This is a genomic window from Brevibacterium sp. OS20 (assembly GCF_056837565.1).
This window is the reverse complement of the sequence record NZ_CM166367.1, coordinates 3,113,430-3,125,270: the sequence shown is the minus strand read 5'-3', so window position 1 is coordinate 3,125,270 and position 11,841 is coordinate 3,113,430. Positions and strand designations below refer to the sequence as shown.

The window sequence follows — 11,841 nt, the reverse complement described above, 5'->3', positions numbered from 1 at the left end:
TCCCACCCAGCCGAGGACGCCCCGCCCACCCGACGGCCCCCACCCGCCCATCCCGCGACACTCATTCCATGACTCGGAAGGCACCGCTATGACGACAACACCACTGGAGAAGACTCTTCACCTCAACGGATTCCTCATGACCACCGGCCATCACGAAGCTTCGTGGCGGCTGCCCGAAAGCGATCCCGAGGCCGGCACGGACATCAACCACTACATCCGGCTGGCACAGACTGCCGAGCGGGGAGGCTTCGATTCGATCTTCTTCGCCGACGGACCGAGCCTCCGCGCCGAGGTGGGCAGGCGACCTGCCGGCAACCTCGAACCGCTCACCCTGCTCAGCGCATTGGCAGTGGCGACACAGCGCATCGGGCTCATCGCCACCGCCTCGACGAGCTATAACTCTCCCTACAATCTTGCCCGCCGGTTCTCCTCGATCGACCACATCAGCCGGGGGAGGGTCGGCTGGAACGTCGTGACCACCGCCGGCGCGGATGCGGCGAGGAACTTCGGCCTCGATGAGCTTCCCGCCCACCGGACGAGGTACGAACGCGCCGAGGAATTCCTCGAGGTCGTCCAAGGACTGTGGCAGAGCTGGGACGATGGCGCCGTCCTCGGAGACAAGGAATCCGGGATCTGGGGTGATGCGGAGAAGGTCAGCGCCATCAACCACGAGGGCCGCTTCTTCAAGGTCGCCGGACCGCTCAACATCCCCCGCTCACCGCAGGTCTACCCGCTGATCGTGCAGGCCGGATCCTCGGAATCCGGCAAGGAGCTCGCTGCCAAGTTCGCCGAGGCGGTGTTCACCGCCCACCAGTGGCTCGACGATGCGATCGTCTTCGCCGCCGACGTCAAGAACCGTGCGCTCAGGCACGGCCGCAACCCGGAGCATGTGAAGATCCTGCCCGGCATCGTCCCGGTGATCGGAGCCACCGAGGCCGAGGCTCAAGCGAAGGACGAGGAACTCGATCGCCTCATCCGGCCCGAGTTCGCACTCGCCCAACTCGCCCAGACACTGCGGGTGTCCCCGGACGAACTCGCCCTCGACCGGCAGCTGCCTGCCGATCTTCCCGCCGAGGACGAGATCGAGGGAGCGAAGTCACGGTACACGCTCATCGTCGACCTCGCCCGACGGGAAGGTCTCACGGCACGAGAACTCATCGGCCGCCTCGGCGGGGGTCGCGGTCATCGGACCGTTGCCGGCACACCCGAACAGATCGCCGACGCGATCGAAGAATGGTTCCGTGCAGGAGCCGCCGACGGGTTCAACATCATGCCCCCGTCGCTGCCCGGCGGCCTTGACGATTTCGTCGACACCGTGGTGCCGATCCTTACGCGACGAGGCCTGTTCAGGCACGACTACGAGACGACGACCCTGCGCGGGCACTACGGCCTGCCGACCCCCGGTCAACGGGACCGCGGCGATGAACTCACTGATACGACGAGCAGCGAGGTGGCATGACCATGATTGAGCCGAAGTACCTCTGGTACATTCCCAACCAAACTGAACCCGGACACCGCGGCGACGAAGTGCGAGCCGATCACAACTCGTTGGACACACTGACCGAGCATGCCCGGGCGGTCGAGGCCAATGGATGGGAAGGGGCGCTGTTGGGCACCGGATGGACGCGGCCGGACACCTTCACCGTCGGCACCGCGTTGGCCGCACGCACCGATTCCTTCCAACCGCTCATCGCGGCCAGGCCCGGGTATTGGCACCCGGCGAACTTCGCGGCCGCCGCAGCCACCCTCGATCACCTCAGTCGGGGACGTGTACTGATCAACATCGTCTCGGGCGCCGATTCGGCGTCGGCCTATGGGGACACTGTGACCGATCGGGGCGACCGGTATGCGCGCACTCTGGAGTTCATCCACCTGGTCAGGCGACTGTGGTCGGAGGAATCGGTGACCTATGACGGGCGGTTCTACACCCTCAACGACGCCGCTCTCGGTGCACGACCGTTCACTGTGGGTGAGCGGTCGCGGCCGACGCTCTACTTCGGCGGGGCCTCGGTCGAAGCGGAGAAGGTCGCTGCCGCCGAGGCGGACGTGCAGCTGTTCTGGGGCGAGACTTATGCTGCCGTGGCCGAGCGGATCGCGCGACTCCAGGCGCTGTCCGAGGAAGTCGGGCGAGTGCATGCGCCGTTGGAATTCGGGTTGCGGGTGACCGTCGTCGTCCGGGAGACGAGCGAAGAGGCGTGGAGCGTGGCCAGGAACCGTGTGGCCGGTATGCATCATGAGAGCCAGGCGAAGGTCTGGCGGGAGAACCACCGGCAGTCGGTGGGACAGGACCGCCTCGTCGCTCTTGCCGATGAGGGCGACGTCCTCGACGATGTCCTCTACACCGCTCCCGGCCGCCTCGGTGGGCAGGGTGCCGGCACCACCTGGTTGGTGGGTTCGTTCCAGGAAGTCGCGGATGCGCTGAACCGCTACCGGTCACTCGGGGTCAGCCACTTCATCCTGTCGGACGCACCGTATCTGGCAGAGGTTGAACGGGTCGGGCAGAATCTCCTCCCGCTGCTTCAGCGGGAGGATTCGGCTGCTGTCGAGCCTGCTGGGGCGGTACTCGGATAGTGTCTCTCAGTGCTGTTCGGGAAGAGGTTCGAACTCGGCGATGTCCGGTCACCCGAGCGGCGAGCATCACCGAAGCCCAGCCGATGCCGATGCCCGCGATGTCGTCGAGGATGTAATGCCATCCGAAGTAGAGCGTGGCCACGACCGTCACCCCGAAGAAGATCCAGGTGAACACCTGGACGGCGCGATGCTGTTTCGTCAGCGTCATGAATAGAGCGGCGGCGAAGGTGACGGAGACGTGCAGCGATGCGAACGCGGCGACACCCTGGATGGAGTCACTGCCGATCGGGTTGCTGAGGTAGTCGAGGCGAGTGTCGATGAGGGATTGCTGGAGCTCACTGACTCCGGTGTCGGGCAGCGCCCGGAAGACCTCTGGGTGGCTGAATACCGGGCCGACCGATGGCAGGAGATAGTAGCTGACGGTGCCGAGCACCCAATTGAGACTCAACATCGTTGTATACCAAGCGCCGACGGCGAGTCTGCGATTGAGCACGAGGACCGCGCCGAGGCTGATCGGAATGAGCGGCAGGTAAGCGAGGTAGGCGATCGACAGCAGGTTCGCCGCGATGTCGGTGCCGAGGAGTTCGTGCAGGAGCACGGCGGGAGTGTTTCCGCCCATGAGCCAATGGTCGAGGCGGAACAGCTGCTGATCGAAGAGGGTGCCCTCGCGGAACACCGGCAACACGCTCTTGAGATTGCGGTAGGCGACGTAGCAGACGTAGAAACTCAGCAGCCCGGCACCGATGCACAGCAGACGGTGTGTGTTCCACTCCTTCTTCGCGACGTCTACGACAGACGTCGGCAGATTTCGCCACCCGCTTCGCCTCACCGTTTCCACGATCAGCCCGCCGCCGATGAATCCGAGAACCAGCAGTGGCAGCCGGATATATGAGGGGCCGAGGAATCCGTCGGGGTCCCGCAATGGGAGATCGAGGAAGAGGGAGGAGAACACGGCGGCCGCTCCGACGAGGAGAGACAGCGCCATGGCAAAGGTGTAGGGCCAACGTCGCAATCTGGTCATCGGGACACCGTACTGATCCAGCTTTAGTGCTTCTTCGGATTTCCCTCGGAGCCGGCTGACCGCAATCGGCGCAGAACAGAACGGTCCCCCACGGAGCGCCTCGCGGCATTAGTGTTGGTGCATGACAGAAGGTTCGCCGCACGCATCTCCCCATCGCGATGACCCGATCCCCGAGGGGCTCAAACTCGGTGCCCGCTTCACCGGATACCTGCTCGTGATCATCGCGGGGATCGCCGTCGCTGTTTTCCTCGCTCTGCAGATCGCTCAGATAGTCGTCCCGTTTCTCGCCGGACTCGTCCTCTCGGCTCTCCTAGTGCCCCTGTCGTCGTTCCTGCAGCGGCACCGGTGGCCGAAATGGTTGGCAGTGGTGACCGTCTGGATCGCAGTCCTCGGCCTGCTAGCCGGACTCACCCTCATCATCACCTTCCAGGTCAGAAGCGAGATCCCGGAGATTCAGAAGCAGGTGGCGACGTCACTGAGCGCGGCACAGCAGTACTTGGCCACGCAGCCGTTCGGGCTCACCGAAGCCAAGCTCAACGACCTCGTCGACTCCTCGGGGAAGTGGCTTCAGGACAACGCGGCCGGTCTCGGTTCCGGTGCCGCCGAGGTGGGCACGACTGCGGCTCATGTCGTCGAGGGTGTCTTCATCATCCTATTCGTCACCCTCTTCGCACTCATCGACGGTCGCGGCATCTGGGCCTGGGCCGTCCACATCTGGCCGAAGAAGGCGCATGCGCGGATCTCCGCCGCCGGCGAGGCCGGTTGGAAGACCCTGTCGAACTTCATTCGGATTCAGCTCGTCGTCGCGGCCACTGATGCAATCGGAATCGGTGTGGGGGCACTGATCCTCGGCGTCCCCTTGGCAATTCCTATCGCGACGGTGGTCTTCCTCGGCGCTTTTATCCCATTCGTCGGCGCCATCGTCGGCGGCGCAGTCGCGGTGGGCCTGGCGCTGCTCTTCAACGGCTGGGTCCACGGCCTGCTCATGCTCGGCATCGTCATCGTCGTACAGCAGCTCGAGAGCCACGTCCTGCAGCCCTGGATGACAGGACCCACAGTCAAGATCCACCCCTTGGCGGTGATCCTCGGCGTGACAGCAGGAGCGGCGGTTGCGGGCATCGCCGGAGCCTTCTTCTCCGTGCCGGTCATCGCGACTCTCAACTCGATGGTCCATGCGGCCAGAGACTACAGAGTCGGTAACAAATGAAACGGTCCTCGATGGGTCCGGATCGGTGGCGGATCATCAAGGGCGCTCTGCGACGTCTGCTCGAGGATGAGTGTCTCGACAAAGCAGCCGGGCTGAGCTTCTACGCTCTGCTCTCCGCTGCACCGGCGATCCTCGCCATGGTGTCGCTGCTCGGCGTGGTCGGGGAAGCCGAGTCGACCACGGAGGCGGTGCTGTCCCTGGCTCATGATATTTCTGCTGAGGCCGCCTCGGCGATCCGTCCGATCATCGTCGAACTTACCGAGTCCCCTTCGGCCGGTGCCACCCTCATCGGCAGTCTGGTCCTGGCGATCTGGTCGTCGTCGAAATACATCGGCGCATTCGGTCGTGCCTTGAATGCTGTCTACCGGGTCGAGGAGACCCGGCCCTATTGGAAGTTCAAGCCGCTCATGCTGCTGATGACCGTGGTCACGCTCATCGTCTTGGCCACTCTGGGGCTGCTGCTCGTGCTGTCCGGGCCCATCGCCGAAACGCTCGGCGAGCTCATCGGCATGGGCGACACTGCCCTGCTGATCTGGAATGTGGTCAGATGGCCGGTCTTCGTCTTCTTCGTCATGCTCCTCATCGCCCTGCTGTACTACGTGACCCCGAACGTGAGGCAGCCGAAATTTCGGTGGGTCAGCCTCGGTGCCCTCCTCGCTCTGCTCGTGCTGCTTGCCGTGTCGGCCTGCTTCGTGCTCTATATCAACAATTTCAGCAGCTACAACGTCACGTATGGTTCGATCGGGGGAGTGATCGTCGGGCTCGCCTGGGTGTGGATGGTCAACCTCTCACTGCTCCTCGGCGCCGAGTTCGACGCTGAGATCGAACGTGAGCGGCAGCGGCAGTCCGACGGTGCCGCAGACGTGCTGTTCCGGCGGCCGACGCGAGGCGGTCATTCGGATCGCGGCAGCCAGGGGCGTCCTGCTGACAGCAGTCACAGCAGCCAGGGGCGTCCTGCTGACGGCACTCACGGCAGCCCTGGGCCGATGAACCAGGTCACGGGTCGCTGACCGGAAACCAGTCTCGTCCGCGCCCGCTGGGCGCCGACCGCACGAATCAGTTCAGATGGTGTGCAGCGAAAGCCGCAGCGTTGTGGAGCACTGTGGTTGTGTCCTCGAGGATCCGACCGAAGTGGAGGAACGAATGGAGCACATGCGGATACTCCTCGAAGCGGACGTCGTTGCCTGCCCGCTGCAGGGTCCTGGCCAATGCCCGGCTGTCGTCGCGCAGCGGATCGAGCCCGGCGGCCGCGACGAACACCGGCGGCAGACCGGACAGATCGGCGGTGAGGTGCGCGACGAACGGTGAATGTTCGTCCTCCGGGGTCGGCAGGTAGTCGTCGAGGAGGTTGCTGAGGTCGTGGATGCCCATGCCGTCCCAGTCGCCGCCGTAGAGCCTGCGACTGGCCGAGTCGATGAGACCGTGGCTGCCGTAGATGGGCAGGAGGGCGCGCAGAGCCGAGAAGCTCGCAGGACTCGCCCCGATGGTCTCCGGTTCATCGCGCAGCAGCAGACCTGCGCCGAGGGTGAGAACCGCCCCAGCCGAATCCCCGGAGACGGCCAGACGTGTGCCGTCGATGCCGAAATCCTCACCGTGGCCGGCGAGGTGGTCGACGACCCCGGCGCACTCGTGCAGCGCCTGCGGGAACTTCACCTCCGGCGACAGCGAATAGTCGACTCCGATCACGGCTAAGCCGCCGGCAGCGGCGAGCACGCGCATGATCCGGTCATGTGTATCGAGGTCGCCGAGGCTGAACCCACCGCCGTGGAGGAACAGGAGACCGGGCAGGACCGCCTCGGTGGTGGGGCGATGGATGCGGATCGGAACGTCGACCCAGGCGGCGCGGATGTGGTGATCATCGGTGCGGGCCATGTTCGGGCCACCTTCATTCCACAGCGTGCGTTCGATCCGGTATTCGGCGCGTTTGGCGGCCAAGGATCGAGCGGCAGGGGAGAGGTCACCGGCGGCAGCGGCGAAGTCCTCGCCGGCTCGGCGGCACGCGTCGGCCCGAGTGGCCTGGACGGCCATGACCTCGCGCATCTGTGGCGACATCGAGGCCACGATGTCGGCAGGAATGGTGGCCAGCAGCGCTTCGGTGAGCGCGGGGTCGACGGTCACGCCGGGAATCATCAGCCTCATTCTTGGTCGGCGGCAATGATTCCCAGCTTAGCGAGGCCAGCGGCGGCCACGGTAGGACTCACCTGCGAAGATCCGGAATATTCGCCGATCGTCGCTGTTATGACAAGGGGACTGTAACACCAGTCCTTCACCGCCGAAGACACTGCAGGAGCGAACCCTTGACCGAACACATGCGCAGGCACGAGACCGATCACGAAATCCCATGGTCACTGCCGATCGTCGTGCGCCGGTCCAAGACCGCCATCGCTCGCCACATCGATGTCCTCGAGGCCACCTCTCGTGCTGTCGTGACCTTCCTCGACGATCCGCGCTCACAGTCGGGCGAGGGCTGGAACGAGGCCGTCGAATACTGGCGTGACGGAGCGATCCGCAAGGTCGTGCGCCGCGGTGACGGGAAGAAGCTCGAGGACGCACGGGCACTCGGGTGCGTGAGCGTGACCTTCGGCGGCACCGACGATTTCGCTCCCGCCGAGGCGTTCGTCTTCGCACCCGGCCCTGTTGAACCCCTGCCACCGGAGCTGAAGAAGCTGCAGGTCGGCGGCACCGAGTTCCCGGATGAGGGCGAATCCTCGATCCCCGCCGCCGAGGCGGTTGTGACGATCGAACTCTCTCCCGACCTGACGCTCACGACCGGGAAGGCCGCCGCGCAATGCGGTCATGCCGCGCAGCTGGCGTTCGAGCAGATGCCCGACGAGGTGCGCGACCGCTGGCGTGAGTCGGGGTTCAGTCTGCGCGTGCAGACTGCGACGAAGGACGCGTGGGCGGCGAACGAGCAGCAGGTCAGCGTCGTCGACGCGGGCTTCACGGAAGTCGATGGGCCGACGGAAACGGTGCGGGCCTCGTGGTGAGGCCGCTGTTCGCGAGGACAAGACACCCCCTTCTGTGCTGATCCCATCCGCCGGGCGACATGCCGCGGCGATGGTCGGTGAGGCCCGGGCGACGGGGCTTCGGAGTCTTGACAGCTGACGGTGCCAGGACAAGCCTGGAGGGCCAGGCTGGGCCGCGTCGCAGCACGTCGGCTTGGCACATTCGACACGCGAGTATTCGTGAGGAGAAGGCACATGGCGACCTCCGTCAGCGACTTCATCATCGATCGGCTCATCGCCTGGGATCTGCACCACTGGTACGGATACCCCGGCGACGGCATCGGCGGCTTCGACGGGGCTATGGGCCGAGCGCAGGACGAGGGCAAGGACTTCACCTATGTGCGCCCCACCCACGAGGAGGAGGCGGCGTTCATGGCCACCGCCCACGCGAAATTCACCGGTGAGGTGGGCGTGTGCGTCTCGACCTCGGGCCCCGGCGCCATCCACCTCATGAACGGCCTCTACGACGCCAAGGGTGACAACGCCCCAGTCGTGGCCATCGTCGGGCAGCAGGCGCGAGTGTCGTTGGGTTCCGAATTCCAACAGGAGATCAACCTCGAACGACTCTTCGCCGACGCCGCGGTGTTCGTGCAGACAGTGGCCGCGCCGATGCACGCGCAGCTCGTCGTCGACAAAGCCGTCCGCATGGCCAAGGCCTACCGCGGTCCGGCCGTCGTCGTCCTGCCCGCCGACGTACAGACGATGGACATGGAAGAGCCGGCGGTCGAGCATTTCGTCTCCCGTACCGGCATCGGCTACGCCGAGGACCGCCTGCGACCCGACGACGACGCGCTCGCCCGCGCGGCCGAAGTCCTCAACAGCGGTGAGAAGGTCGCCATGCTCGTCGGACAGGGCGCGATCGGAGCGACCGATGAGGTCATCGCCGTGGCGAAGCGCCTCGGTGCTGGTGTCATCACCACCCTGTTGGGCAAACAGGTGGTGCCCGGTGATGTCGACTTCCACACCCAGCAGCTGGGATTGCTGGGATCGCGGCCGAGCTACGACATGATGCAGAAATGCGACACCCTGCTCATGATCGGCACGAACTACCCCTATGGCGAGTTCATGCCGCCGACCGGGCAGGCACGTGCCGTGCAGATCGACCTGTCGCCGCGTCACCTGGGGATCCGCTATCCCACCGAGGTCAACCTGTGGGGCGACGCGAAGACCACGCTGGCTGCCCTGCAGTCGCATCTGAGCCAGCACGAGACCGGGTGGCAGGAGAAGATCGCCGATGAGAACCGGGCGTGGAAGAAGGAGAACACTCGGGTCGCCATGACCGAAGCCGACCCAATCAACCCCCGCCGTGTATTCGTCTCCCTCAACGAACATCTGCCCGAGAACGCGATCATCACCTGCGACGCCGGGAGCACAGCCGACTGGTACGGCTTCCACATCGAACTGGGACCGAAACAGATGGGCAACCTCTCGGGTCGGATGGCGTCAATGCTCGCCGCAATGCCCTATGCGCTGGCCGGCAAGTTCGCGCATCCCGATCGCCCGGTAGTGTGCACCATCGGCGACGGAGCCTTCCAGATGATGGGAATGAACGGTCTGCTCACCGTCAAACGCCACTGGCGGGAATGGTCGAACTTCACCTTCGTCGTCCTCGTCATCGACAACGGCGACCTCAACCAGGTGTCCTGGGAGATGCGGGAGGCCGGAGACCCGAGGTGGGACACGGCCCAGCTGGTCGAATCGATGGACTACGCCGGATATGCGGAGCTGCTCGGGCTCAAAGGCATCCGCGTCGACGATCCGGAGAAGATCGACGCGGCCCTCGACCAGGCATTCGCCGCCGACCGGCCGGTCGTCCTCGACGTCCGCTGCGACCGCAACACGCCGCCGCTGCCGGCCCACATCGCTTTCGCGCAGGCCAAAGGACTCGCGGAATCGCTGCTGGCCGGAGACCCCGAGCTCGGGCAGGTGGTCAAGCAGAGTTCACGGGCCACCGCCGCACGGCTGTTCGCACGCATGGGCCTGACCTCGGATGACTGATGGCGGCTGGTTCGCGATCAGGTCTCGGGCGCCTCGTCGAGGTCTTCGAGTTCTTCTTCGGACAGCGGCCGCGTCTTCGTGCCGTTGCCGAATTCGTCGAGGTAGATGACGTGTTTGACCATCTCGCCGGTCTCTTCGTCCTCGACTTCGATGATGTCACCAGGTTGGGTCGCTGGCTGGTAGAAATCCTCATTGACTCCGGTCATCGTGACCACCTCCTATAGGTCTTCTGACCATACGTCAGTGTGACAAGAGTCTCAATGACTCCCCTTGCTACCTGACGGGGGCCCAGCAACCTCGCGCAAGGTTGCTGGGCCCCCGTCAGGTAGCAATAGAGGATCTGTGGGGGCTGGTATCGGTAGTCTGAGTTCATGGAACGACAGAGATTTCACACCACCGGAGGTCGCGATCGCAATGTCGCCGAGGAAGCCCGCCCCGGAGAGGACGAGTTCCGCGTCGATATCGAACGGATCCGGTTCTCCCCGTTCTTCTCCCGCCTGGCTTCGGTCACCCAGGTCATCCCGCAGGCCGGGTCCGGCACCGTTATCCACAACCGGCTGACGCATTCGCTCAAGGTCTCCGCGGTGGCCCGGTCGATCGCGATCACGTTGATCAACGCTGACGAGGCGACACGGCAAACGGTCAGCCGCCTCGGCGGATGTGATCCTGTTGTCGTGCAGGCGGCCGCGGCCGCCCACGATCTGGGGCACCCACCGTTCGGCCACCTCGGCGAGAAGGAACTCGATCGGGTGTCGCGGCAGGTGCTGCGCCTCGAGGACGGGTTCGAGGGGAATGCGCAGACGTTTCGAATTCTCACCGCCCTCGACAGTTGCGAGGCCACGGCGCGCGGTCTCAACCTCACGCGTGCGATTCGGGCCGCGGTGCTCAAGTATCCGTGGGAACGCGGGGAGTGGAGCGGGAATCGAGTGGACTCGGCGGCGCGGATGCCGCGTGGGGTCGGTGACGATGTCAGCGAGGGAGCGATGAAGTTCTCCGCCTACGCCACCGAGGTCGAGGAGATGGCTGACGTGCTCTCGGCGTTCCCTGCGATCGGGAAGTATCAGCAGACGCTCGAGTGCGCGGTTATGGACGTTGCCGACGATATTGCGTATGCGGTGCACGACCTGGACGATTTCTACCGGTCGAACGTGCTGCAGTACACGGCTGTGTCGGCCGAGCTCGGGCGGTGGCTGCGCGATCATCGCGAGTTGGCGGCGCTCGATTCTTCCGAGCTGGATCGGCGGCGGCCCGGGCATGCGCTCGAGGCGATCCGGCGGCACATCGGGGAGAAGGATCCGTGGATCGCCTCGGAGGAGGCGTTCCGAGAGTCGGTGGAGCGGGTCAATCGGGACCTGGTCGAAGGACTGCTCGGGGTTCCCTATGACGGGGGACTGGAAGCTGACCGGGCGGTCACCGGGTTCACCCGGCGGTGGATCGACCGGTTGCAGGCTTCCATCGTCGTCGACCCGGAGCCGCATATCCGCAGCGGTCATGTGCGACTGAGCCAAGAGGCTTGGCACGATGTCGTGGTGCTCAAGTTCGTGCATGCGCGGTTCGTGCTCGAGCGGTCTGACCTGGCCGTGTATCAGCGTGGGCAGACGCGGATCATTGCGTCTCTGGTCGAGGGATTCCATGAGTGGCTGCTCGACCCGGATGAGGCGACGCGGATTCCCCGGCGGCTGGTCGATTCCGTCGAGGCGGCCACGCAGGAGTATTCGGACCTGTATGCGCGCAACCCTGCGGCTTTGGGGGAGGAAGGCGCGGCCGGGATAGTGCGGCGCGGCAGGGCACGGGCGGTCGTGGACTACATCGCCTCGTTCACGGATGCGCAGGCCATGTCGGTCAATGCCCTGATCACCGGTGCCTCGGAAGAGCCGTGGGAGGCCGGGCGCGGGTTGTAGTCGTTGAGTTTGTTGGCCGCGTCGTTCGAGTGACAGACGAACTCGCGGGAATGACGAACGGCTTCGATGCGAAGTCGACGGGTACGCAGACGGCAGGGCCGGAGTTCTCACTCCGACCCCGCCGTTTCGGCGTTCACA

10 protein-coding genes are annotated in these 11,841 nt (G+C 65.1%); 7 read left to right on the top strand and 3 right to left on the bottom strand.

The window, feature by feature from the left end:
- Positions 1-88 precede the first annotated feature (88 nt).
- On the top strand, positions 89-1,459 hold the full coding sequence (locus tag ACVZTU_RS13970) for an LLM class flavin-dependent oxidoreductase (protein ID WP_482400624.1): 1,371 nt from the start codon (positions 89-91) through the stop codon (positions 1,457-1,459).
- Positions 1,456-2,571 carry an LLM class flavin-dependent oxidoreductase gene (locus ACVZTU_RS13965; RefSeq protein ID WP_482400623.1) on the top strand — a complete coding sequence of 372 codons (1,116 nt, stop codon included), beginning with the start codon at positions 1,456-1,458 and terminating at the stop codon, positions 2,569-2,571. The genes ACVZTU_RS13970 and ACVZTU_RS13965 overlap by 4 nt, the downstream gene beginning before the upstream one ends.
- Here the strand turns inward: ACVZTU_RS13965 and ACVZTU_RS13960 are convergent.
- Positions 2,453-3,592: a phosphatase PAP2 family protein gene (locus tag ACVZTU_RS13960; protein ID WP_482400622.1), complete on the bottom strand. Its 1,140-nt coding sequence runs from the start codon at positions 3,590-3,592 to the stop codon at positions 2,453-2,455. The genes ACVZTU_RS13965 and ACVZTU_RS13960 overlap by 119 nt on opposite strands.
- 121 nt (positions 3,593-3,713) lie before the next feature.
- On the opposite strand from ACVZTU_RS13960, the gene ACVZTU_RS13955 reads away from it, so the two are divergent.
- Together ACVZTU_RS13955 and ACVZTU_RS13950 are read left to right on the top strand one after the other, a co-directional pair.
- Positions 3,714-4,799, top strand: a complete 1,086-nt coding sequence (locus ACVZTU_RS13955; protein ID WP_376905716.1) for an AI-2E family transporter — start codon at positions 3,714-3,716, stop codon at positions 4,797-4,799.
- Entirely contained in the window at positions 4,796-5,809 is a 1,014-nt protein-coding gene (locus ACVZTU_RS13950) for a YihY/virulence factor BrkB family protein (protein ID WP_376905715.1), read from the top strand. The genes ACVZTU_RS13955 and ACVZTU_RS13950 overlap by 4 nt, the downstream gene beginning before the upstream one ends.
- A 46-nt stretch (positions 5,810-5,855) precedes the next feature.
- On the opposite strand, the gene ACVZTU_RS13945 is transcribed toward ACVZTU_RS13950, so the two are convergent.
- Positions 5,856-6,917, bottom strand: coding sequence for an alpha/beta hydrolase fold domain-containing protein (locus tag ACVZTU_RS13945; protein ID WP_482400621.1), 1,062 nt, complete (start codon positions 6,915-6,917; stop codon positions 5,856-5,858).
- Between the two features lie 179 nt (positions 6,918-7,096).
- Here ACVZTU_RS13945 and ACVZTU_RS13940 point away from each other — a divergent pair, with 179 nt between their 5' ends.
- Both ACVZTU_RS13940 and ACVZTU_RS13935 read left to right on the top strand, forming a co-directional pair.
- Positions 7,097-7,786, top strand: a complete 690-nt coding sequence (locus ACVZTU_RS13940) for a peptidyl-tRNA hydrolase (protein WP_376905713.1) — start codon at positions 7,097-7,099, stop codon at positions 7,784-7,786.
- A gap of 213 nt (positions 7,787-7,999) precedes the next feature.
- On the top strand, positions 8,000-9,802 hold the full coding sequence (locus ACVZTU_RS13935; protein ID WP_482400620.1) for a thiamine pyrophosphate-requiring protein: 1,803 nt from the start codon (positions 8,000-8,002) through the stop codon (positions 9,800-9,802).
- Between the two features lie 17 nt (positions 9,803-9,819).
- On the opposite strand, the gene ACVZTU_RS13930 is transcribed toward ACVZTU_RS13935, so the two are convergent.
- A complete protein-coding gene (locus ACVZTU_RS13930) occupies positions 9,820-10,008 on the bottom strand; it encodes a hypothetical protein (protein ID WP_139468354.1) in 189 nt (62 codons plus the stop codon).
- A gap of 165 nt (positions 10,009-10,173) precedes the next feature.
- Between ACVZTU_RS13930 and ACVZTU_RS13925 the strand changes: the two genes are divergently transcribed.
- Positions 10,174-11,703 carry a deoxyguanosinetriphosphate triphosphohydrolase family protein gene (locus ACVZTU_RS13925; protein WP_482400619.1) on the top strand — a complete coding sequence of 510 codons (1,530 nt, stop codon included), beginning with the start codon at positions 10,174-10,176 and terminating at the stop codon, positions 11,701-11,703.
- The last annotated feature ends 138 nt before the right edge of the window (positions 11,704-11,841 follow it).

Excerpts from the sequence above, each read along its gene's own strand:
- ACVZTU_RS13970 (WP_482400624.1), top strand. The coding sequence starts at position 89 with ATGACGACAACACCACTGGAGAAGACTCTTCACCTCAACGGATTCCTC.
- ACVZTU_RS13965 (WP_482400623.1), top strand. The coding sequence starts at position 1,456 with ATGACCATGATTGAGCCGAAGTACCTCTGGTACATTCCCAACCAAACT.
- ACVZTU_RS13960 (WP_482400622.1), bottom strand. The coding sequence starts at position 3,592 with ATGACCAGATTGCGACGTTGGCCCTACACCTTTGCCATGGCGCTGTCT.
- ACVZTU_RS13955 (WP_376905716.1), top strand. The coding sequence starts at position 3,714 with ATGACAGAAGGTTCGCCGCACGCATCTCCCCATCGCGATGACCCGATC.
- ACVZTU_RS13950 (WP_376905715.1), top strand. The coding sequence starts at position 4,796 with ATGAAACGGTCCTCGATGGGTCCGGATCGGTGGCGGATCATCAAGGGC.
- ACVZTU_RS13935 (WP_482400620.1), top strand. The coding sequence starts at position 8,000 with ATGGCGACCTCCGTCAGCGACTTCATCATCGATCGGCTCATCGCCTGG.
- ACVZTU_RS13930 (WP_139468354.1), bottom strand. The coding sequence starts at position 10,008 with ATGACCGGAGTCAATGAGGATTTCTACCAGCCAGCGACCCAACCTGGT.
- ACVZTU_RS13925 (WP_482400619.1), top strand. The coding sequence starts at position 10,174 with ATGGAACGACAGAGATTTCACACCACCGGAGGTCGCGATCGCAATGTC.